Raw genomic sequence first — 21751 nt, forward strand, 5'->3', positions numbered from 1 at the left:
GCCGGAGCAGCGGGGTGAGCCGGCTGCCGGGCGGGCGCGCGGTGGATGGGTGCGCGGTAGCCGGGCGCGGACTGCGCTGGCCGTCGCCTCGCCGGTTTACCAGCCCGGTTCCCGGCGGGCCCACCGGGTGCTGATGCAGAGCTGGCGGCGGCGGTAGGGGTGGAGTCGGAGGTAGTGGCGAAGATGGTTTCCCGGTCCGGTGAGGTCCGGGCACCCGGCGCGGGTTGGTCCTCAGTGCGTCGGCTTAGCGGCACTGGGCTGGCGTCCGGGTGCCAGTCGCTCATCCAGGACCCCACCGCCGCCACCGGGCGGGTCTGCGGCTCCGGCGCGGGCTGACAAGCCGCCAGGGCGGCGGTGGTAGCGGTGCAGAAAATGGCAATAAGAGTGGTTGCGTGTTGTTGACGCATAAGAAAATCCCCCGATATCTTGTGTAGCATCAGCATAGCCCGCGCCGGGAGATGGCGCTAGGGTTTAGACCTACTACAATGAGCGCTATGGCTAATTCTCCCCGCAATTCCGCGAGTACCTCGCAGTCCAGCAAGTGGTTCGAGCGTTCGCAGCAATCTATTCCGGGCGGGGTGAATTCCCCAGTGCGCGCTTATGGCTCTGTGGGCGGGCACCCGCGCGTGATTGCCCGCGGTAAGGGCTCACGGCTGTGGGACGTGGACGGCAATGAGTACGTTGACCTGGTTTCTTCTTATGGCCCTATGATTCACGGCAACGCCCACCCGGAGATTGTGGAGGCGGTGCAAAAGACCGTTAAGGACGGCTTGAGCTTTGGCGCGCCCACGGAAGGGGAGGCGTTGTTGGCGGAGGAGATAATTGCGCGCACGGCGGTGGAGAAGGTCCGCATGGTCAATTCTGGCACGGAGGCTACTATGTCTGCGGTGCGCTTGGCGCGTGGGTTTACTGGGCGCAGCAAGGTCGTGAAGTTTGATGGCTGTTATCACGGGCATGTGGACGCGCTGTTGGCATCGGCGGGCTCGGGCGTGGCTACGTTTGCGTTGCCGGATTCCCCGGGGGTGGTTACTGCGGAGACCATCGTGTTGCCGTATAACGATCTGGACGCGGTCCGGGCGGCGTTCGCGGCGCACCCGGGGGAGATAGCGTGCATCATCACCGAGGCCGCCGCCGGCAACATGGGCACCGTGGCCCCGGAGCCCGGGTTTAACGCCGCGCTGAAGGAGATCGCGCACGCGGACGGCGCGCTACTCATCTTGGATGAGGTCATGACGGGTTTCCGCACCTCTTATGAGGGTTGGTTTGGCGTGGATGGCGTGGCTGGTGACTTGGTGTGCTTTGGCAAGGTAGTTTCCGGCGGGTTGCCGGCCGCGGCCTTTGGTGGGCGCGCGGATGTCATGGATTACCTGGCCCCCAAGGGACCGGTTTATCAGGCGGGCACGCTCTCCGGGAATCCGGTGGCCATGGCTTCGGGTTTAAAGAGCCTCCAGCTTGCCGATGCCCCCTTATATGACCGCCTCAACGCCCACGCGGACCGGCTGACCGGCCTGATTTCTTCCGCGCTCAGTGCGGAAGGCGTGGCCCACCACATCCAGCGGGCGGCTAACATGTTTTCCATCCGCTTTGCGGAGGGCCCGGGCCGAAACTTCGCGGATATGAAGGCCGCGGAGAGCTTCCGCTTCACCCCGTTTTTCCACGCCCTTCTGGAAGGCGGCGTGTACGTTGCCCCCAGCCCGTTTGAGACGTGGTTTGTCTCTGACGCCCTGGGTGACGCAGACTTTGAGATCATTGATAACGCACTTGCCCCCGCTGCCAAAGCTGCGGCGGCGGCCCGAAAGGAAATTTAATATGTCTACCACCATCGTTCACCTGGTCCGCCACGGGGAAGTCCATAACCCGGACAAGATTTTGTATGGCCGGATTCCGGGCTACCGGCTGTCTGCGCGCGGGGTGTCCCAGGCTGCGCGCACCGCGAAGTCCTTTGCGGGGCATGACGTGACGTATTTGGCGGCATCGCCGTTGCAGCGCGCGCAGGAGACCGCGGGGGAGATTGCCAAGGTTGTGGGCCTGGAGGTGGATACCCAGGAGTCAATCATTGAAACGGGTAACCAGTTCCAGGGCCTGCAGGTGCGTGGCTGGAACTCCCAGCTGTGGAACCCTAAGCACTGGCCGCTGCTGAAAGACCCTTCCATTCCCTCCTGGGGTGAGCCCTACCAGGAGGTAGCGGACCGCATGATGGCCGCCGTTGACGCGGCCCGCGTGGTGGCCAAGGGCCATGAGGCTATTTTGGTTTCCCATGAGTTGCCCATTGTGATGGTGCAGCGCAGCGTGTTGGGGCTTAAGCTGGCGCACGCGCCGTGGAACCGGGAGTGTGACCTGGCCTCGGTGACCTCGTTGGTGTACAAGGATGATGAAATCACCGATATCTTCTACACCCAGCCGGCCTATGAAATCTAGGGCGCTGGTAGCCCTGGCGGCGCTCATGCTGGCTGGGTGTGAAAAAACCGATGACGCGGTGGTCCAGGGCGGGACTTTTGAGTTCATTTCCCCGGGCGGTCAGACTGTCATTAAGTATCCGGAATCTGAGCGCGCCCCGCTGGGTGAGCTTTCCGGGCCCAACCTGCGCGATGAGTCCCAGACCATCTCTTTGTCCGACTACGCGGGAAAGATTGTGGTGCTCAACTCCTGGGGGCAGTGGTGCGCACCGTGCCGCTCAGAGTCTGATGACTTGCAGCGTGTCCATGAGGCCCTGGGGGATAACGGCACCGTGTTGGGGATAAACATCCGGGATTACAACCCGCAGATTTCCCGGGATTTCTTGGAAGACAACGGCCTGGATTATCCGTCTATTTATGATCCGCCTTTCAAGACTGCGCTGGCCCTGGGCGGTATTCCTACCTCGGTGGTTCCCACCACGGTGGTGCTAGACCGTAAGCACCGCCCGGCGGCGGTGTTTTTGAAAGAAACCACGGACACCGAACTCCTAGAGGTCATTAAAGAGCTGGAGCAAGAATAAATGGGTGAGGCATTCGCGGAAGCCGCCGCGCACGGGCCGCTAGCCCTGGGGATCTTGGCCGCGGCCGTGGCCGGGCTGGTGTCTTTTGCCAGCCCGTGCGTTATCCCGTTGGTGCCGGGCTATATCTCTTACCTGGCTGGCGTGGTGGGCGCGGAGGTTGAGTATGATTCCCGGGGCGTGCGGGTAGCGGCGCGCCGGGGGCGGGTGGCGCTGGCCGCCGCGTTGTTTATTGCCGGTTTCACCGTGGTGTTTCTCCTAGCCACCGTCTCCGTGTTTGGCGCCATCTCCGCGCTGGCGCTCAACGCAGACACCCTCATGCGCGCCGGCGGTGTGGTGACCATAGTCATGGGCGTGGTGTTCATGGGCGTGGTGCCGGCGCTGCAAAAAGACACCCGTATCCAGCCCAAGCGTTGGACCACCTGGTTGGGCGCGCCGCTTTTAGGCGGGGTGTTTGCCTTGGGCTGGACCCCGTGCCTGGGGCCCACGCTCGCGGCTATTATCTCCGTGTCCGCCGGCACGGAAGGTATGACGGCGCTGCGCGGCGTACTGCTTATCATCGGCTACTGCCTAGGATTGGGCCTGCCCTTCCTTCTAGTGGCGCTGGGGTCCGCGCGAGCAGTGGGCACCGTTAGCTGGTTGCAGCGGCATACCCGCGCAATCCAAGTTGCCGGCGGGCTACTTATGATCTTGGTGGGGCTGGCCTTAGTTAGCGGTTTGTGGACAGACTTCATTAACATCATCAGGCAGTGGACCGTGACTTACGGCGCGACCCTAATCTAAGGACAAAAACCACAGTGAAGTATCTGCTCAAAAGCTGGCGCTGGCTGACTAGTATGCGCACCGCGCTGGCTTTGTTGTTCCTGCTGGCCGCCGCCGCCATCCCGGGTTCGCTGCTCCCGCAGCGCCAGCTCAATGAGACTAACGTGCGTGAGTTCATTGCCGCTAACGGCCGGGTCGCGGAAATCTACGACCGCCTGCAGCTTTTTGACGTCTTTTCTTCCTGGTGGTTCCAGGCCATCTTTATGCTGCTGACTATCTCCTTGATTGGCTGCATTATTCCCCGTTCGCTGGACCACTACCGGCAGTGGCGGGCGCAGCCTACCCGCGCGCCTAAGTTCTTGAATAAGCTGCCGCACCACGCCAGCGCCAGCACTGACCGCCCGGTGGAGCAGATGCAACTATCCGCCCGCGAGCTGCTGAGCAAGTGGCGCGTGGCGGAATACTCTGGGGATAAAGACCGCGTTGGTGCCTGGTCTTTGTCTGCGGAGCGCGGCTACGCCCGGGAGCTGGCCAACCTTATTTTCCACATTGGGCTGGTAGCCATCTTGGCTTTCACGGCGTTGTCCAAGTTCTTGTCTTATGAGGGCATGGTCATTGTGGTCACCCAATCCGGTTCTTATGACCAGGCTGTGGAGGTGGACCAGTCCACGGAGTTCTGCAATACCTCCACTTCTAACTATGACTCTTTCCGCGCCGGGGCTTTCTTTGACGGCACGGGGCTAAACCCCTTTTGCTTCATCGCGCATGACTTCACTGCGGAGTACCTGCCTAGTGGCCAGGCGGAGATGTTTTCTTCCCGCCTTTCCTACGCTGAGGGCGCGGACATCACCACCGACCCCTCCGAGTGGAAGACTTACGATCTCAAGGTCAACAGCCCGCTGCGCCTATCCACCGACCGCGTTTACCTCCAGGGCCACGGCTACGCGCCCACCATCACGGTGGAATGGCCTAACGGGGAAACCCGCACACAGACTTGGCAGTTCCAACCTACGGAGCAGATCACGTTCCTCTCCTCCGGGGCCATGCGCTTTGACCCGCCGGCGGGCATGTACCCGGACCTCTACGAGCGCCGCCAGCACCAGATTGCTTTGCAGGGGCTGTTTGCCCCCACCGCCGCCTGGACTGGTGAGGAGGGCAAGCTGCTGAGCTCTTCCTTCCCGGCCATGCTGGACCCGGCGCTGGCCATTGATATCTACCGCGGCGACGCCGGCCTAGACACCGGCACCGCCCAATCCATCTTTGCTCTGGATAACAGCCTCATTCACTCGGGTCAGCTGCAAAAGATTGAGCGCGTGAACCTGGAACAGGGTGAGTCCATCACGCTCGATGACGGCACCAAGGTCACTTTCAACGGCGCTAGTGAGTTTGCTAATTACCAAATCTCCCACAACCCCATGCAGCTGCCCATGCTGTTATCCGCGCTGTCCATGCTGTTGGCTTTGGTGGCCTCCTTGGTTATCAAGCGCCGCCGCGTGTGGGTGCGCCTGAGCCCCGCCGGTACCGGCACCCTGGTGGAGATGGGCGGGCTTTCACGTACCGATGCCGCCGGCTGGGGCCCCGAGTTCGACTCCCTCTACCGCCAGCTCATGGAACTCCCTCCTGCGGAGGAAGTCGAAGAAGACGCCCTCTGGGTAGACGACTAAACGTCCCCGCTCACCGGCCCAGCCAAACGCCGAGCCAAACGCCCCGCCCAACAGCCCGCCCAACAGCCCAACCCACCGTCCAGCCCACCGTCCACCAAAAGTTGGGCGGCACCCGCGCGCGCGAGTAGGCTATTGACTTATGCTCATCGATCACAACCTGGCCAGCTTTTCGGATGTGGCTTTCCGGACCTCCCTGGTGGTCTACGTCATTGCTTTGTTCATATCGCTGTATTACTACGGCCGTATTCAGGCGGTCATTGACGCGCGCCGGGGTAGCGCCCCGCTGGGGGCGGACGTGGAAGCCCGCGTGGCGCGGATTGGCGCGATGATGCAATCGCTTATCTGGGTGGGCATAGCCGTACACCTGGTGGCTATAGTCCTGCGCGGCCTGGCTACCGGCCGGTTCCCGCTGGGCAACCTTTACGAATACGTCTTGATGATCACCTTCGGCGCCATGACCGCTGCCGCGCTGGCCTTCCAGCGTAAGGAATGGCGCACGCTGTGGCCCTGGATGTTGGTGCCCATCTTGGCGCTGATGTTCTACGGCGGCACTAAACTCTACCTGGAGGCCGCACCCGTCATGCCGGCGCTGAAGTCCTACTGGCTGCCCGTGCACGTGACCGTGGTGTCTTTGGGTGCATCCATTGGTTTGCTTTCTGGCTTGATGAGCTCGCTGCACTTACTGCGCCGCTGGCAACCCAAAGGCCAAGAATCCGGACTGGCCGGCAAAGTGGCCAAGCCGCTTCCCAACGCGGCAAAACTTGACCAGTTGGCCTACCGCACCGCCATCATCACGCTGCCCACCTTGGGCCTGGGTATTGTCTTAGGAGCCATCTGGGCGGAGGCCACCTGGGGCCGGCCTTGGGGCTGGGATCCTAAGGAGACAGCCTCCTTTGCCACCTGGGTTCTCTACGCCGCCTATTTGCACGCCCGCGCTACGCCTTCCTGGCGCAAGGGCGCGCCCTGGATCAACGTGGCCGCCATGGCAGTGATGATTTTCAATCTGTTTTTCATCAACCTGGTCACCAGCGGCCTGCATTCCTACGCAGGGGTATAAGAAGTGACCGACCCCACAGGCACCAACCCCGCAGGCACTAACCCCACACGCCGCAAACCTGGCAAAGACGCCGGGGACAACCCCGCGCTGCTTGCCCTGGGCGCTGCACTGGCGCAGCGCCGCCGGGACCTGGGGGTCCTCCAGCAGGATTTAGCCGGGCGCGCCGGGATTTCGCGTTCTACTTTGCACACTATTGAGCACGGCGGCACGGGCGTGCGTTGGGAGAAGGTCTTTGCCGTGGCTCAGGCCCTGGGCATGGAGATGGCCTTTATTCCTCATGATTCTCCTGCTCCCGGCGGCGGCGCTCCTTAAAGCGTTTCTTTTCCAGCTCCCAGAGGAAATCTTCATCATCATCCGGGCCCTTGATCTGGCGGGGCGGCTCCCCCAGGGCGTCCGGCTTCTTCCAGGACGCCGGCCCGAAGGCTTTCCACACCAAATACACGGCGGCAATGACAAGAAGAATCAGAATTAGGCGTCCCATAGCCCTTCATCTTACGGGCAGTCAGCGCTATAGTCCGATTTCTGCCACCCTACCGGCTAGCCGTTGACTGTTTCGTGTCTCACGCGGCCCTTGCCCCCGGTTTGAGGGCTTATTTTTTAAAAGACGGCCATCCCAGGGCGTCCGCCAGCATTTGCGTTGCCAATCCCCAGCCTTTACCGGCAACGCTGAAGTTCGTGCAGTCTTTCCGTAATCCTTGGCCTGCCCCGTGGGCTTAAAAGGCTTGCCCAGGCAGGTTAGAGAAGCGGACCGCTACAAGAACCTGACCTGGTTTAGCCGCTATGATATGCTGCCATTAACACGACATACCCGCTTCCCGTATATAGGGAACGCGGGTAATGTTCTTTTTGTAGGCGTGGCCCTTCCACAAAGCGTTCTGTAGGCTGAGGACCTGGGCTCTCACGGTAAGGGGCGGCCCTTATAGCGCGGGGGCTACTTCGGATAGAATTCCCGAAATTCAGTTGTCCGTGAAATACGAAGGCAAAGCGCCCAAGTCCCGATGGTGGCCAAAAGTTCGAAGACTCCGCAGATTTTAGCGGAAAATAAATCGGAGCAGAGCCCCGGCTTGAGGTTTTCCCCGGTGACTCGGAGAATGCGGCCAGAGGGCGTAAAATTATCCCAATGAACACAAGCTCGATGAATACAAGACCACCAGAACCGGATCCTGAACTACGGCGTAAATCCCGCGTGGCTATGGTCAAGTACGGTCTTGCGCGCTTGGGGCTTTTTGTTGCCTTGACCGTGGCCATCCAGGCATTTGTTATGGCCGTGAACGCGCCGGTGCCGCTGGTGGTCTCCGCGCTGCTGGCGCTGTTCGTGGCGCTGCCGCTGTCCATGCTGTTGTTTAAGCGCTGGCGTATGGAGGCCACGCAGTCAATCGCGCAGTACGCGGCGCAGCGCCGCGCGCAGAAGCAGTGGGTGCAGCAGGAACTAGCCGGCCGCTAAGCTAGAGCGCCGCCACCAGCGCGGTGATAAGCGCCCAGACCAGCATGCCGCGCCCGGTAATGGCCAGTACGGGGATGAGCTCTTTGCCGCGTGCGCCCCGGTTGACTATCCGGATGGCTTTGATAGCAAAGGGCAGGTAGGCCCACGCCAGGATGGCCAGGGGGTGGGCAAAGATGACCAGTAGGGTCAATACGGCTGGGGTGAGGAGGGCGGCGGTGAAAAGCCGGCGGGATTTTTTGTTCCCTAGTTTGACTGCGAGCGTGATTTTGCCGGCGCGGGCGTCGGAGCGCAGGTCGCGGATGTTGTTGGCTAGGTTCACGCCGGAGCTCATGGCGCCAATTCCTACTGCTAGTGCCAGGCCGGTGCCGGTGATGTGGCCCGCTTGGGTGTACTCGGTGCCTAGGACGGCCACTAGTCCGAAAAAGATGAAGATGGCTAGTTCGCCGTAGCCGCGGTAGCCGTAGGGGTTCTTTCCGCCGGTGTAGAACCAAGCGGCGGTGATGCAAAAACAGCCCATGATGATTAGCCAGGGGGCGTTGGCGGCTAAGGAGAGCCACACTCCTGCTATTCCGGCGAGTGCTAAGGAAGCGAAGGCGGCGTACTTGACGTGTGCGGGTTTGGCCAGGCGGCTGGCGGTGAGCCGGACGGGGCCGGAGCGTTCGTCGTCTGTTCCCCGGATTCCGTCGGAGTAATCGTTGGCGTAGTTTACGCCCACAATTAGCCCCATGGACACCGCTAGGGCTAGGAGTGCCCGCCCAGAATGAAACCCGCCCACTGCAGCCGCAGCGCCACTGCCGGCTATTACCGGAGCGATGGCGTTGGGCCAGGTGTGCGGGCGGGCGCCCAGGAACCAGTTGCGAAAATCAGTCATGGTTCCCATTCTTTCACGAGCGGGCGAATTTATACCACAGGACTGCCGGGATAAAGAGCAGAGCGTAGACCACGGTCATGGCGGCGGACGTGGCTGCATTAGCGTGGTATGCCCCCCAGAATCCCAGGATTGAGCCCACGATGGCGACCAACATGGCTACCAGGAGCATGGGCAGCACCCGGCGGGTGAGGAGGCGGGCAATGACGGCGGGCAGCACCATTAGTGCGATTACCAGCATGGCACCGGCGGTTTGGAACGCGGCGGTGGCGGTTACGGCTACTGCGGCGTGGAAGAGCAGGTGTAGCTTTGGTGCGGCTAACAGCTTGTTGTCAAAGGTGGAGGTGGTTAGCCGGGGCAGACACACCATGACGAAGATGAAATTAAACAGTGCAATCCCGCCTAGGTACAGGATGTACTCGGGGCTGGAAAGGGCAACCAGGTTGAGATCGCCCACCAGCACGGCGTGAACGTCAAGGTGTACGTGCGCGAATTTCTCGGAGATGAGCAAAACGCCGGCGGCGAATAGCGCGGGGTAGATGATACCCAGCGCGGCGTCGCGCGGAATGAGCCCGCTTTGGGCAATGCGTTGGGTTCCCAGCCCCACGGCCAGGGCGCCCAAGGCGGCAGTGACAATCAGCCAGGGGGAGGAAAGGTCATGAGTGAACATGTAACCCACGGCAATACCGGGGAGCACCGCGTGGCCTAGGCCGTCGATGAGCATGGAGTCACCCTTGAGCACCACGAAGACGCCTGGGATGGCGCAGGCCAGCGCGGTGGCAATGGCCAGGAGGCAAATACTTGTAGCCAGGGTCATGCGCGGGAGACCTTCTTCCAGATAAGGGCGGCCGAGGCGGTGAGCGCGTGCATGACCACAATGCAGGGGCCGGTGGGCGCGCCGAACGCGATGGACAGGTAGCAACCCACGGCGGCGGTAATGGCACCGATGACCGCGCACAACACGATGAACGGGATGAGCCGGTGGACAAATTGGCGGGCGGCCACGGCTGGCGCGATGATGACCGAAACCATGAGCACTACGCCCACAACTTTCACGCCAATCACGGTAATGACAATCAGGGAGAAGAACGCAATGACGTCAACTACTTTGATTGGCAGTCCCGCCACGCGGGCAAAGGATAAGTCACTGGTGATGGTCGCGTGGACACGATGTACCAACGAAAGGACCAACACGGTTCCACCACCAGCGACAAGTATGGAGTTGACGTCCGACTGCGTCAGCGTTGACGCGTTTCCTAGCAGGTAGTCCTGGATACCGGCTTTGCCGGGCAGGGGCCGCCGGGAGATGTACTGCATGAGCAGCATGCCGGACGCGAAGAATGTGGTTAGGGTTGCGGCCATAGCAGCGTCAACCTTGATGGGCAGTTTGTCGATGACGGTGTAGATGACAAATACCGCCAGGCTTGCGGAGATAAGCGAGCCAATCATCAACATGGGGACGTTGCGGCCGTCTAGGCCTAACGTCACTGCCACTAGGAACGCACCCAGGAGTCCGGGGAGAGCGGAGTGCGCGATGGCGTCTGCCAGCAGGGACTGCCGGCGCACGAAAACCAGCGGGCCGATGGCGCCCGCGGCAGCACCTACGGTCACGGTGCCAATCAGCGCCTGACGGTAGGTGTAGTCGGAGAATAGTTCTAAGGGGCTCATGAGGAGAACATGCTCGCAATTGCTTGATCGCTAAGCGTGGTGGACGTAGGTCCTTGGGCGGAAATACGTCCGGACTCCAGCATGATGACGTTGTCACACAGCGCGGCCACTTCTTGGAGGTTGTGGTGTACGAGTGCCAGGGCTATTCCCTGGCCGCGTAGCTCCCGCAGAACTTCCTCGATGGAGGCCTGGCTGTGTGCATCGATCCCGGCAAAGGGCTCGTCGAGGAGCACGATGTCCGGGTCGGAGACCAAGGTGCGCGCAAGGAGAGCGCGCTGGCGCTGACCGCCGGAAAGCTTGGAGATATCCTGCTTTCCTAGGTTACCCATCCCCACTTGCTCAAGGGCTTGGGAGGTGCGCTTTTTATCTTCGGCGCTATACCACTGCCACCACTTGAGCCGGGGTGCGCGACCCATGATTACTAGGTCGTGGACGGTGGCGGGGAAATCCCAGTCCACGTCGGCGTGCTGAGGCATGTAGCTTAAGTGCCCGTCGATTTTGATTTCGCCGCCGTGCTTGGGAATCAGTCCCGCGATGGTTTTAATCACGGTGGATTTGCCGGTGCCGTTGGCACCAACAATTCCGGTGATTTTTCCCTTTTCCAGCTCGAAGCTGGCATCTCTGACTATGGGGTCGCGGTAACCTGCGGTCAGATTGGTCGCCTTTAACATGTTATTTAGCTAGGGCCTTTGCAACGGTTTCTGCGTTGTGGCGCAGTGCACCTAGGTAGGTGTCCATTGGGGACTCCGCGCCTAGGGTGTCAGCGAATAGCTCTGCGTCGGAGACTTTAACGTCCCAGCCGCGGTCCTGGACAGCTTCCTTCAAGGCGGTGATGGCCTGTGGGTTAGCCTGGTTGTCCTGGAAGATGGAGGGAACCTTCTTCTCAGCAATCATGTCTGCCAGCTCAGAGATCTGGGTGGGGGACAGCTTTGCGTCGGTGGTCACGAAGTCGGTGGCAAAAACCTCGAAGCCGAAGGTGCGGCCAAAGTAGTTGAAGGCGTCGTGGCCGGTGATGAGAATGCGTGGCTCGGCGTCAGCGAGGATCTCCTGGGCTTCGTCGACTGCGGTCTCAATCTTCTCAGCGTAGGCGTCAGCGGCCTTTTCGTAGGCGTCTGCGTTGGCCTCGTCTACCTCGCCCATCTTGTCGCCGATTTGCTCAACCACGTCGGTCCACAGCTCAGGGCTGTTCCAGACGTGCGGATCATAAAGCTTTTCGCCTTCTGGGCCCTGCTCTGGCCAAGGAAGGAGGTCTCCCTCATCGAGGTTGTCGCCAACTGAGAGCTGCTTGTCGCCGAAGGACTCTAGCTGCTCGATCATCTGGGCTTCCAGGTGAAGGCCGTTCCAGATAACTAGGTCTGCGTCCTTCATGGTCTCGATGTCTTTGGTGGTGGGCTGGTAGGTGTGTGGGTCTCCACCTGGGCCAACCATGGTGATGACCTCTGCGGAAGGGGCAATGTTTTTCACCGCGTCAGCGATGTAGCCGGTGGTAGCGAAGACGGTCAGCTGGCCGTCAACGTTGCCGTCTACTTCTTTGTGCTCTGCGGTGTCATCAGAGGCACCGCAGCCGGTGAGTACTAGGGCTGCTGCAGTCGCAGCGGCAATTAGGGGGTAACGCATATCGAATCCTATCGTCTAAAAGTTTGATGTTCAATCTCCTGAACATCGGTAAACCTTACCTTCATCAGGGTAGGATGGCAAAGATTTGTCTAATTCTTGTGGTTTTTCTCTCAGCCGACTCCCTTAACCCGCCCCCAGCTGCGCGTTCCCCGCGCACCACCACCAGCAGCACGCCACCACAAGCCCCACAAGCCACAAGCCCCACAAGCCACACGACCACAAGCAGCAGCCCCACAAGCCACACGACCACAAGCAGCACCAGCAGCAGCCCCACCAATCACAACCACCGCACTCAAACCCGGTGCGGGGTCAAAGGGCTGGCGTAAAATTGTGAAAAGAAAATGGTGGCCCGGGGGATGACCGCACTAGCTTATGGCGGGTGCTCCCCTCCTAAGTTCAATGATTTGAACAATATTGTGTACTTCGAATAACTACTCAGGAACTGAAACACGGGTTAGTATATTAGGACTATGCAGCTTCAGGATTTGTCAGACCGCGCGCAGGACTATCTCAAGGCCCTGTGGGATTTGGGTGAGCACAATGGCGGTGCCCCCGCCCCATTGAGCGAACTCGCGGCGCGGTTGGGGCAGAAGATGCCCACGGCCTCTGAGGCGGTGAAGCGCCTGGCAGCTAAGGGTTTGGTTAAACACACGCCTTACTCGGGTATTGAGTTGTCTGAAGAGGGCCGCCGCCTGGCCATTGAGGTGGTGCGCCGCCACCGTTTGTTGGAGACTTTCCTGGTGGAGAAGCTGGGTTACACCTGGGATGAGGTCCACGATGACGCGGACCGGTTGGAACACGGCTGCTCGGAGCGCTTTATTAACCGGATTGGGGAGTTGCTGGGTAATCCCACCCGGGATCCTCACGGGGATCCCATTCCCACTAGCGCCGGTGTGATTGAGGATCTGGGTTTGCAGACGCTGGCCGGCGTGGAGGTAGGGCAGACCGTGACTGTTGAGCGCTTCTGTGATGGCTCCCCTGAGCTGTTGCGCTACGCCTTTAAGAACGGCCTGGGCGTGGGTTCTAAAGCAACCGTGGTGGAAAAGGAAATGGGGCTTATCAAGGTTGACGTGGAGGGCCGGCAGTTGGTGTTTGGGGACCAAACGGCTGAAGACATCACTGTTAGCTAAACAACTGTGCCACCGCCTGCCGGTCCGGCTTTCCGGGTCCGGTTGTGGGTAGTTCCGCTACGCGTCTAAGGTCTTTGGGAACTTGCCAGCGCGGGAGGTCATCAAGTGCTTCGAGGATGTCCGCGCGGCTGGCCCATCCGGTGTAGGCTGCGGCAATCATTTGCCCCAAGCGTGGGTGTGGTACGCCCACTACGCAGGCGGAATCCACGCCTTTGATGTGCAGGAGCAGCTGTTCGATAGCCTCGGGGTGGAGCTTTAGTCCGCCGGAATTGATGATGTTGTCTAGCCGTCCGGTGACGGTTAGTACGTCTCCGTCTAGGAATCCGGCGTCGGTGGTTTTAAACCAGGTGCCGGAGAAGGCGGTGATGTCTACGTTTGGCCCGGGGTTGCGGTATCCGCGTGCCACGGTGGGCCCGCCTAGTAGAATTCTTCCGTCTGCTTCCACGCGGATTTCGGTGCCTGGTAGTGGCCGGCCGTCGTAGACGCACCCACCGGCGGTTTCGGAACAGCCGTAGGTGGTCACCGGATTAATGTCCAGTTTCAGCGCGGACTCTAGCAGCTGTGGGTTGACCGCACCGCCGCCTACTAGGATGGTGTCAAATACCCGCAGGGCGTCTATCCCTTCTAGGGTGTCCATGGCTTTTGCTAGTTGCATGGCGGTGAGTGCGGTGTAGACGCGGTCGCCTGTTTGGGCTAGTTCTTCTGCACCGCGGGCAAAGGCGGGCACGGAAAACCCAGCGGTCAGATCTAGGCAGTAGGGTTCCACGCCGGCTACCAGGGCGCGGGTGAGTACCTGCAGGCCAGCTATGTGGTGCGCGGGCATGGCCAGCAGCCATTGGCCGGGTCCGCCAAGTGCTTGGTGGGTGGCGTCCGCGCTGGCCACTAGGTTGCGTGCGGTGAGCATGGCGCCTTTGGGTGTGCCCGTGGAGCCGGAAGTGGGAACCACCACCGCCACGCCGGGGTCAATTGGCTTTCCGGCTAGCAGCGTGGTGCGCAGGAGTTCCGCTTTGGCGCGGTCCTCGGCGGGTAGTGGCAGAATGCTTTGTTCACCAGCGATTGCTAGTTCTAGCTCGTCTACAAAGGCACCGGGGTCGCCTAGGCTCACCGGGACGGGGGAGAGGTTACGGCTCATAGGGGTTTTTCATTTCATCTTCGTAGTCAAATGGCCGCTGGCCGGCTTTTCCGGCCTGGTTTATCTTGCGCAGCATCCATACCCGCGCGGCCACGAAAGCCCCCGTGGCCAAGATAGCCAGACCAGCCAGGAAAAAGTAAGTCATAGTCACAAAACTAGTAGTAATACGGGAAGTCGTCCCAGTTAGGATCGCGCTTTTCCAAGAAGGAGTTCTTGCCTTCTACGGCTTCGTCGGTCATGTAGGCCAGGCGGGTGGCCTCCCCGGCAAAAACCTGCTGACCCATGAGCCCGTCATCGGTTAAGTTGAAGGCAAATTTCAGCATGCGTTGGGCGGTAGGGGATTTGGTGTTGATCTCCCGGGCCATGGCAATGGCGGCGTCCTCCAGTGACTCGTGACTAGCCACCTCGTTGACCGCGCCCATTTCGTACATTCGCTGCGCGTCGTAGGTGCGCCCCAGGAAGAAGATTTCGCGGGCGTATTTCTGCCCCACCATCTTGGCCAGGTAGGCGGAGCCGTAACCGGCGTCAAAGGATCCTACGTCTGCGTCGGTTTGTTTGAAGCGGGCGTGTTCGCGGCTAGCCACCGTCATATCGCAGACCACGTGCAGGGAGTGCCCGCCGCCGGCGGCCCAGCCGTTGACTACGGCTATGACCACTTTTGGCATGGTCCTAATTAGCCGTTGGACTTCCAGGATGTGCAGGCGTCCGCCCTCAACCTTTTCACGCGCAGTGTCCACGGTGTCTGCCGTTTCTCCTTCTGCGTAGCGGTACCCGGAGCGCCCGCGTATGCGTTGGTCCCCGCCGGAGCAAAATGCCCAGCCGCCGTCTTTGGCGGATGGTCCGTTGCCGGTCAGTAGCACGGTGCCTACATCGGGGGTACGCCGCGCGTGGTCTAGGGCCCGGTAGAGCTCATCTACTGTGTGGGGGCGGAAGGCGTTGCGTACTTCTGGGCGGTCGAAGGCTATTCGAACTACGCCGTCCGCGCGCTTTTCCCCGCGTAGACGGTGGTAGGTGATGTCCGTTAGGTCCTCGAAGCCGGCAACTGGTTGCCACAGTTCGGGTTTGAAAGGATTGCTCATGGTTTCCTAGGGTAGCCTGAAACCCATGAAAATTGATGAGGTATTAGAGCGCGCCCATGTGGTTGCGCTCCCCATGGCGGTTAAGTTCCGCGGGGTCACCACACGTGAAGCACTGTTGATTGATGGCCCGCAGGGGTGGGGTGAGTTCGCGCCTTTCTTGGAGTATGGCGCGGAGGAATCTGCCAATTGGCTGGCTGCGGGGCTGGAAGCTGCTTTTACTGGCTTCCCGGAGAAAAACCGGGATAGGGTGGCCGTGAACGGTACTATCCCTGCCGTTCCTGCTGGTAAGGTCCCGGAAATCATGGACCGCTACCCGGGGTGTACGACTTTCAAGATTAAGGTGGCTGAGCCGGGCCAAACTCTTGCTGATGACATCTCCCGGGTCAACGCCGTCCGCGAGGCCGTGCTTGCTACTGGCCGCACTCCGGTGTTGCGCGTGGACGCCAACGGCGGTTGGAGCGTGGAAGAGGCAATCGCTGCCGCCAAGGTGCTCATGCCGCTGGACTACATTGAACAACCTTGCGCCACGGTGGAGGAGCTCAAAGAGGTGCGTATGCAGCTCATGCGCAGCGGTTTGTTTGTGCGCGTTGCTGCTGATGAATCCATTCGCCGCGCCAAGGATCCTTACCGGGTGGCGGAGCTTCAGGCTGCCGATGTCGCCGTGATTAAGCCAGCCCCCCTGGGCGGGGTACGCCGCGTGCTGGAGCTCACGCAGGATTTGCGTGATAGGCATATGGACGTCACTATTGCTTCTGCGTTGGATACGGCTGTGGGTATTTCCATGGGCTTGCACGCGGTGGCGGCGCTGCCGCAGATTACTGACGATGATGAGTTGGATGTCCCGCCTGCCGCCGCTGGGCTTGCCACCGGTTCCTTGTTCATTGAGGACGTGTGCGCTCCCCGCACTATTACCGACGGTTTCTTGGCGGTCGATAATCTCACCCCTGATCCGGACCGCCTAGCTGCCCTAGCCGCCACCCCTGCCCGCCGCGACTTTTGGTTTGACCGCGTGCGGGAGTGCTGGCAGTACCTCTAAGGCCAGCACCGGCCGGCCCGGCAATTCACGGCTGATGGTTATCAGGAATGGTCGTCGGGATTTCCCTAAAAACGTCTGAGATAAAAACGTCTAAGAGGCGCTCACCCTATGGATGGGGGAGCGCCTCTGTTTTTGGGAGGTTGGTGGGGGCTGCCAGCGCTAACATGGCAACCCCCAGGATTTTGGGGCTTAGCTGTATTCGAAGCCGCGTTTGCCAACGGGGTCGTTGACGTCTTGTAGTGCCCAGTGGTCACCAGCGCTGTCTTTGGTGATGACGCTGATTTTGCCGTTGGCCTCCAGGACCACGGCGGCAACTTTGTCTAGCCCACCTACACCGGACATGCGAACAGCTTGGCGTACGCCGGCTTCGCTCAAGCGGTGTTCTTTGATAGCTCCGGGCAAAACTTGGCCGTTTTTAACCAACAGTGCCGGTTGGGAGGTAATTGTCTTGCGGAAATCCTTGCTGCGGGAGCTTAGCCACGCCACAACCAGCTGTAGGCCGGCCAGCAAGGACATTGCTAGGAGGCCTTCGCTGTATGAGACGTCCGAGGACAAAATAATGCTGGCCATCGTTGAACCCAGGGCCACCGTGATAATGAAGTCAAACGCGTTGAGCTGGGACAGCGTGCGCTTGCCTGTGAGGCGGAGGATCACCATGATGGTGATGTAGGACAAAATGCCAATTATTACAATACGAGATAAATCAAACCAGGAATCAAACCACATGCCGTGAAGTATTCCACACTTTCACAGCAGAAAGTGATTGCAAACCTTATCGTTTAGTGAACATCTTGGTACCAAAACGGTGACAACCAGCCAGCAAGAAGCGTTTTGTGGGGAATTTGCCAGGATGGGAATGTAAAACGTTCATATGAGCAAAAATTCCAATTTTCCTGAAAACCCCCAAAACTCCAACGTAAACCCCCAAAACTCCAGCGGCTATGGCGGTACCAACTTTGGTGGTACCAACTCGGGCAACAAGTATTCCAGCGGATCCCAACCGGAAGAAACTGCTGTGTTTGGAGCGCAGGGCACCCAGGGCGGTGGCTACCCGCACCAGGTATTCCCGGAATCCCAGACTCCGCAGGCGGGCTACGGGCAACAACCTGGTCAACCGCTGAACCAGAATGAGGTTCCTTTTACCGCCACCTATGCTCAGCCGGGACCTAGTTCTTACGCGGCACCCGTGGAAAAGCGAGGTGGCGGTGCCACCGTCATTGCACTCGCGGCGCTACTGGCTCTCAGTGTTATTGCTGCGGGTATTTTCGCCTTGCTCTACGCGCACGAGTCCAGCAAGCCGGACCCCGTCCCGGTGACCGAAACCCTGGTTACCACTGAGGTGTCCACCACTACCGCTACTCCGAAGGACATTATCCCGCCGGCGGATATTCCCACGGAATTGCCGGAGGACTTGCAAAACGGGTTGAAGGACTTTGAGGAGAGCCTCAACAGCGGCGCGGATGAGGTCCAGAGCTGGCTGGATGAGATTCTGGGCGAGCTGGAAAAAGCCACCAACTAGCCGCAGTACCAACCGGTCACAGCACCAACCAGTCGCAACACCAACCGGTCGCAACGCTAACTAGTCGCGTCAGTAACCAGCCCCAACAATCTGGCGCGCTACTAGCCCCTGCATAGTGCAAGAAGAGTGACTTTGAAAGGCAGCTACGGAACCTCTGCCCTGGTTGATCGGGTTATCTGCGCGGACGGAAGTAGACTGTTAACTATGATAGGAAATTCAGCACATTCATCAGCGCAACCGGCGGCAGTGGAGCTGGCGCAGGCGGTTGCGGCCCAGCTTTCCCGCCACTGTACTGACGTGGTGCTGTGTCCGGGTTCGCGCAACGCGCCGCTTAGTTTGGCGGTCCTGGCGCGGCCGGACTTGAGGGTTCACACCCGCATTGATGAGCGTGGCGCCGCGTTCCTGGCGCTGGGGTTAGCCCGGGTGCAAAAGCGCCACGTGGCGGTAATTATGACTTCGGGGACTGCAGTGGCTAACGCCTACCCGGCTCTCATTGAGGCTAAGTATTCTCATACCCCGCTGGTGGTTGTCTCCGCGGACCGTCCACAGCGACTGGTGGGAACCGGAGCGCCGCAGACTATCGACCAACAAGGGATTTTTGCCAAAGCCGCAGAGACTACCCAACTAACCAGCGTTGAAGATATCCCGGACATGGCCCAGCGCCTGGGACAGGAATACGCGGTGCATATCAATGTGGCCCTTGACGCGCCCTTAGTTGGGGACGAGCTGCCAACAACCCCTACCGACCGCACGCTACACCGCGCGCCGGCCCCCAAGATGAGCAATCACGGCGTGGTAGACGTAGACCTCACCCGCAACACTTTGGTGATAGCAGGTGATGAAGCCTGGCCAGTAGACGGCTTGGAGGACGTGCCCACTATTGCAGAGCCCAGTGCCCCCGCCCCGTATTATCCGGTGCACCCGGCGGCAGCGGCGTTTTTCCGCAAGGATCAGGTCAGTGCTAACAACTACGTGGTGAAGACCAAGGTAGAGCAGGTAATCGTGGTGGGCCACCCTACCTTGCACCGTGGTGTTCTAGCGTTGCTTAGTGATCCAGATATCCAGTTGATTTCCCTGTCACGCACGTCTGATTTCACTAACCCGCGCGGTGATCAAGCGCGGTTGGGAACAACGGTTCGTACCACGGGGGAGCCAACGCAGGAGTGGATCAAAGTGTGCGCTGGTATGGCGGACATGGCCGCCAGCGCCGTCCGGGAGACCCTAGCAAACCCGGACCACGGCTTCACGGGGCTGCACGTGGCTGCTGCAGTCGCGGACACTCTGGCGGTCGAAGACACCGTGGTGTGGGGTGCCTCCAATGTGGTGAGAGATGCTTCTCTGGTGGGGCTGCCCTTTGATGGCGTGGAGGCTTACTCCCCGCGCGGGGTGGCTGGTATTGACGGTACGGTGGCGCAGGCAGTAGGTGTTGCATTGGCCACGCAGTCCCGGGAGGCAGACGCCTGGCGCGCGCCCCGCACCGTTGCCGTTATGGGTGATATTACTTTCTTACATGACGCCTCCAGCCTGAGTATCAGCGCGGATAACGCCCGTCCGGAGAACCTGACAATCGTGGTGGCCAATGACAACGGCGGTGGAATCTTTGAAACACTGGAGGTGGGAGCACAAGGTCTTCGGGACAACTTTGAGCGGGCTTTCGGCACGCCACAGAGCGTAGACATTGAGCAGTTGGTGGGGGCCTATGGTGTGGATTACCGGCGGGCTGAATCCACCCAGGAGCTGTTGGATACCTTGGCTGAACTCAAGGAGCGCTCCGTGGGAATAACTGTTGTAGAAGCAATCGCCGCACGGCGCACCCGCCGCGCCCTGCACGCGGAAATTGCGGCGAAGACCGGTGGTTAACGCAGACCCGGCAAGCCAACCTGGCCCCGCAGCTGTTGACACAGCAGCGCTCGCACCGGTAATTACCGGAATACGGCGCCGGGCGTACCAACTTATCGCGGCACTTTACCTTGCGGCCCTAGTGGGCAGCGTGTCCATGGTGGCCGGCCCATACCTCAACGATAGGGCTATAGCCAGTGATCCGGCACGGGCGCTGGGTATTGTAACGGCGGTTTCTCCCACGCGAACCACGGTGAGCTTCCAAGATGAACTGGGGCGCTACCACTCTCCCAAAGACGGCTTACGTTATCCCACTGGTTTGGGGAAGGGGCAGAAGGTGTGGGTGGAATACCAGGCGTCTAATCCGGATCTGGTGAAAGTGTTGGGCAGGGAATGGACGCTGTCCATCATTCCGGCGCTGTCGGTGGCTGCTATCGCTACCCTTATTGCGGCGCTATGCTGGTGGCTAGCCGGGCGGACTAATCAGCGTCCCTTCCGCTAATTCCCGTCCAGGAACGCAGTAACCCGAGCGCTAGTAAGTGCCGCAGCAGTTAGCAACGTCCAGCCTTAGCAACGCCCGTCCCAGCGCTAAGAATTAACGTGCAGTTCACTAGTCGGATATGTAGACGTAGCGAATATATGTAAAGGTAGGAGTCATGCGTGTTGCCATAGTTGCTGAGTCTTTCCTTCCCAACGTCAACGGGGTAACCAACTCCGTCCTGCGTGTGCTTGAGCACTTAAAGCGCACCGGTCATGACGCCATAGTGGTGGCCCCCGGTGCCCGTGATGGTCAAGAAGAAATTCCCGACTACCTGGGTTTCCCCATTCACCGCGTGCCCACGGTGAAGATCCCTAAGATTGATTCGCTGCCCATTGGTGTACCCACCACCGCAGTCGATGAGGCCATCCGCACGTTCAAACCAGACATTGTCCACCTTGCCAGCCCCTTCGTATTGGGTGCGGCCGGTGCCCTGGTTGCCCGCCAGCAAAGGGTCCCGGCGGTGGCAATCTATCAAACCGACATTGCGGGTTTTGCCACCAAATACAGTGCCACGGCCTTGGCTAACGCGGCGTGGGAGTGGGTCCGCACCATGCACAATTCCTGTCAGCTGACCCTCGCGCCGTCTTCGGCCACCATCAAGGATTTGCACGACCACAATGTGCGCAACGTCCACCGTTGGGGCCGCGGGGTAGATGCTCAACTTTTCCACCCCTCCAAGCGCAGCCCACAGCTGCGCGAGCAGTGGGGAGTTGCAGCCAGCACCGAAATAGGGGCCCAGGCAAGCAACCAAGCAGACTCCCGACAAAGCAACCAAGCAGCCTCCCCGCAAAGCAACCAAGCAGCCTCCCCGCAAAGCAACCCACCAAAATACGCAGTCGGCTTTGTAGGCCGGCTTGCAGCAGAGAAAGGTGTACACCGCCTGGCTTCGTTGGTGGGCCGGGATGATATTCAGTTGGTCATTGTGGGTGACGGTCCGGAGCGCCCGCTGTTGGAAGCCCAGCTTCCCGGTGCCATTTTCATGGGTGCTTTGGACGGGGAAGACCTGGCGCGTGCCTATGCCAGCTTGGATGTATTTATCCATGCCGGTGAGTTTGAAACTTTCTGCCAGACAATCCAGGAAGCGCAAGCCTCCGGGGTGCCCACCATCGGGCCGCGTGCGGGCGGCCCCGTGGATCTCATCCAAGACGGACACAACGGTCTGCTCCTGGACGTGGATACCTTCATTGATGACTTGCCCCGCGCAGTGGAGGTGCTGCTTAATCAGGAAATTCACCAGGAACTGCGCCACAACGCCCGCGCTTCCATAGCGGATAAGACCTGGGAGAGCCTTTGCCAGCAGCTGCTGGAGCACTACGAACAGGTGTTGGAAAGCGTTCGGGAAGTCCCTTTGACCTTCATCGGGCAACGCCCGGAATTGCCTCGGTGGGCCACGCGGGCTTTGGGTGGCCGCGTAGCCTAAA

24 protein-coding genes and 1 pseudogene are annotated in these 21751 nt (G+C 60.3%); 14 read left to right on the plus strand and 11 right to left on the minus strand.

Annotation, left to right across the window (positions count from 1 at the left end):
• Positions 1 to 407, minus strand: a pseudogene (locus F4V58_RS01255) (hypothetical protein); the annotation flags it as partial.
• Between the two features lie 78 nt (positions 408 to 485).
• Between F4V58_RS01255 and hemL the strand changes: the two are divergent.
• The 7 genes from hemL (at position 486) to F4V58_RS01290 (ending at position 6769) form a co-directional block, all read left to right on the plus strand.
• Positions 486 to 1808 (plus strand): glutamate-1-semialdehyde 2,1-aminomutase, encoded by a 1323-nt coding sequence (gene hemL / locus F4V58_RS01260; protein ID WP_150385664.1) that lies wholly within the window; start codon positions 486 to 488, stop codon positions 1806 to 1808.
• Position 1809: 1 nt separating this feature from the next.
• Positions 1810 to 2418 carry a histidine phosphatase family protein gene (locus F4V58_RS01265; protein WP_075732669.1) on the plus strand — a complete coding sequence of 203 codons (609 nt, stop codon included), beginning with the start codon at positions 1810 to 1812 and terminating at the stop codon, positions 2416 to 2418.
• Complete coding sequence (locus F4V58_RS01270; RefSeq protein WP_075732671.1) at positions 2408 to 2977, plus strand: TlpA disulfide reductase family protein; 570 nt, start codon at positions 2408 to 2410, stop codon at positions 2975 to 2977. The genes F4V58_RS01265 and F4V58_RS01270 overlap by 11 nt, the downstream gene beginning before the upstream one ends.
• Positions 2978 to 3757, plus strand: coding sequence for a cytochrome c biogenesis CcdA family protein (locus F4V58_RS01275; RefSeq protein ID WP_075732673.1), 780 nt, complete (start codon positions 2978 to 2980; stop codon positions 3755 to 3757).
• Positions 3758 to 3771: 14 nt separating this feature from the next.
• The gene (locus F4V58_RS01280; protein WP_075732675.1) at positions 3772 to 5400 is read left to right on the plus strand and encodes a cytochrome c biogenesis protein ResB; all 1629 of its coding nucleotides are present in this window, start codon (positions 3772 to 3774) and stop codon (positions 5398 to 5400) included.
• A gap of 139 nt (positions 5401 to 5539) precedes the next feature.
• Positions 5540 to 6457, plus strand: coding sequence for a c-type cytochrome biogenesis protein CcsB (ccsB, locus tag F4V58_RS01285; protein ID WP_075732677.1), 918 nt, complete (start codon positions 5540 to 5542; stop codon positions 6455 to 6457).
• 3 nt (positions 6458 to 6460) lie between these two features.
• Positions 6461 to 6769, plus strand: a complete 309-nt coding sequence (locus F4V58_RS01290; protein WP_075732679.1) for a helix-turn-helix domain-containing protein — start codon at positions 6461 to 6463, stop codon at positions 6767 to 6769.
• Here F4V58_RS01290 and F4V58_RS01295 read toward each other — a convergent pair.
• Positions 6726 to 6938 (minus strand): hypothetical protein, encoded by a 213-nt coding sequence (locus F4V58_RS01295; protein WP_075732681.1) that lies wholly within the window; start codon positions 6936 to 6938, stop codon positions 6726 to 6728. The two genes, F4V58_RS01290 and F4V58_RS01295, sit on opposite strands and share 44 nt — an antisense overlap.
• A gap of 639 nt (positions 6939 to 7577) precedes the next feature.
• Between F4V58_RS01295 and F4V58_RS01300 the strand changes: the two genes are divergently transcribed.
• A complete protein-coding gene (locus tag F4V58_RS01300) occupies positions 7578 to 7901 on the plus strand; it encodes a DUF4229 domain-containing protein (RefSeq protein ID WP_075732683.1) in 324 nt (107 codons plus the stop codon).
• 1 nt (position 7902) lies between these two features.
• On the opposite strand, the gene F4V58_RS01305 is transcribed toward F4V58_RS01300, so the two are convergent.
• Genes F4V58_RS01305 through F4V58_RS01325 form a run of 5 tightly spaced genes read right to left on the minus strand, consistent with a single transcriptional unit; the run spans position 7903 to position 12054 of the window.
• Positions 7903 to 8772 (minus strand): 1,4-dihydroxy-2-naphthoate polyprenyltransferase, encoded by an 870-nt coding sequence (locus F4V58_RS01305; RefSeq protein ID WP_075732685.1) that lies wholly within the window; start codon positions 8770 to 8772, stop codon positions 7903 to 7905.
• Between the two features lie 13 nt (positions 8773 to 8785).
• Entirely contained in the window at positions 8786 to 9586 is an 801-nt protein-coding gene (locus F4V58_RS01310; RefSeq protein WP_075732687.1) for a metal ABC transporter permease, read from the minus strand.
• A complete protein-coding gene (locus F4V58_RS01315) occupies positions 9583 to 10437 on the minus strand; it encodes a metal ABC transporter permease (protein WP_075732689.1) in 855 nt (284 codons plus the stop codon). Before F4V58_RS01315 ends, F4V58_RS01310 begins: the two co-directional genes overlap by 4 nt.
• Positions 10434 to 11108, minus strand: a complete 675-nt coding sequence (locus tag F4V58_RS01320; RefSeq protein WP_075732691.1) for a metal ABC transporter ATP-binding protein — start codon at positions 11106 to 11108, stop codon at positions 10434 to 10436. The genes F4V58_RS01315 and F4V58_RS01320 overlap by 4 nt, the downstream gene beginning before the upstream one ends.
• 1 nt (position 11109) lies before the next feature.
• Complete coding sequence (locus F4V58_RS01325; RefSeq protein ID WP_075732693.1) at positions 11110 to 12054, minus strand: metal ABC transporter substrate-binding protein; 945 nt, start codon at positions 12052 to 12054, stop codon at positions 11110 to 11112.
• Between the two features lie 470 nt (positions 12055 to 12524).
• Between F4V58_RS01325 and F4V58_RS01335 the strand changes: the two genes are divergently transcribed.
• The gene (locus F4V58_RS01335; RefSeq protein WP_075732697.1) at positions 12525 to 13184 is read left to right on the plus strand and encodes a metal-dependent transcriptional regulator; all 660 of its coding nucleotides are present in this window, start codon (positions 12525 to 12527) and stop codon (positions 13182 to 13184) included.
• On the opposite strand, the gene menE is transcribed toward F4V58_RS01335, so the two are convergent.
• The 3 genes from menE to F4V58_RS01345 are packed head-to-tail and all read right to left on the minus strand — an operon-like array spanning position 13177 to position 15395.
• The gene (gene menE, locus F4V58_RS01340) at positions 13177 to 14316 is read right to left on the minus strand and encodes an o-succinylbenzoate--CoA ligase (protein ID WP_075732699.1); all 1140 of its coding nucleotides are present in this window, start codon (positions 14314 to 14316) and stop codon (positions 13177 to 13179) included. The two genes, F4V58_RS01335 and menE, sit on opposite strands and share 8 nt — an antisense overlap.
• Positions 14306 to 14461 (minus strand): hypothetical protein, encoded by a 156-nt coding sequence (locus tag F4V58_RS12425; protein WP_169833289.1) that lies wholly within the window; start codon positions 14459 to 14461, stop codon positions 14306 to 14308. Before F4V58_RS12425 ends, menE begins: the two co-directional genes overlap by 11 nt.
• 10 nt (positions 14462 to 14471) lie before the next feature.
• On the minus strand, positions 14472 to 15395 hold the full coding sequence (locus tag F4V58_RS01345) for a 1,4-dihydroxy-2-naphthoyl-CoA synthase (RefSeq protein ID WP_075732701.1): 924 nt from the start codon (positions 15393 to 15395) through the stop codon (positions 14472 to 14474).
• A 25-nt stretch (positions 15396 to 15420) separates the two neighbouring features.
• Between F4V58_RS01345 and F4V58_RS01350 the strand changes: the two genes are divergently transcribed.
• The gene (locus tag F4V58_RS01350) at positions 15421 to 16431 is read left to right on the plus strand and encodes an o-succinylbenzoate synthase (protein WP_075732703.1); all 1011 of its coding nucleotides are present in this window, start codon (positions 15421 to 15423) and stop codon (positions 16429 to 16431) included.
• Positions 16432 to 16620: 189 nt separating this feature from the next.
• Here the strand turns inward: F4V58_RS01350 and F4V58_RS01355 are convergent, their stop codons facing one another.
• The gene (locus F4V58_RS01355) at positions 16621 to 17157 is read right to left on the minus strand and encodes a DUF421 domain-containing protein (protein ID WP_075732705.1); all 537 of its coding nucleotides are present in this window, start codon (positions 17155 to 17157) and stop codon (positions 16621 to 16623) included.
• A 145-nt stretch (positions 17158 to 17302) separates the two neighbouring features.
• Here F4V58_RS01355 and F4V58_RS01360 point away from each other — a divergent pair, with 145 nt between their 5' ends.
• The 4 genes from F4V58_RS01360 to F4V58_RS12430 all read left to right on the plus strand — a co-directional run bounded on the left by F4V58_RS01360 (position 17303) and on the right by F4V58_RS12430 (position 21750).
• Positions 17303 to 17950 carry a hypothetical protein gene (locus F4V58_RS01360; RefSeq protein WP_075732707.1) on the plus strand — a complete coding sequence of 216 codons (648 nt, stop codon included), beginning with the start codon at positions 17303 to 17305 and terminating at the stop codon, positions 17948 to 17950.
• A 204-nt stretch (positions 17951 to 18154) separates the two neighbouring features.
• Positions 18155 to 19810, plus strand: a complete 1656-nt coding sequence (menD, locus tag F4V58_RS01365) for a 2-succinyl-5-enolpyruvyl-6-hydroxy-3-cyclohexene-1-carboxylic-acid synthase (protein ID WP_075732709.1) — start codon at positions 18155 to 18157, stop codon at positions 19808 to 19810.
• A gap of 61 nt (positions 19811 to 19871) precedes the next feature.
• Entirely contained in the window at positions 19872 to 20291 is a 420-nt protein-coding gene (locus tag F4V58_RS01370; RefSeq protein WP_075736370.1) for a DUF3592 domain-containing protein, read from the plus strand.
• A gap of 154 nt (positions 20292 to 20445) precedes the next feature.
• Positions 20446 to 21750 (plus strand): glycosyltransferase family 4 protein, encoded by a 1305-nt coding sequence (locus F4V58_RS12430; protein WP_169833290.1) that lies wholly within the window; start codon positions 20446 to 20448, stop codon positions 21748 to 21750.
• Position 21751 lies beyond the last annotated feature (1 nt).

The sequence above is a fragment of the Corynebacterium phocae genome, assembly GCF_008693075.1.
Classification (GTDB): domain Bacteria; phylum Actinomycetota; class Actinomycetes; order Mycobacteriales; family Mycobacteriaceae; genus Corynebacterium; species Corynebacterium phocae.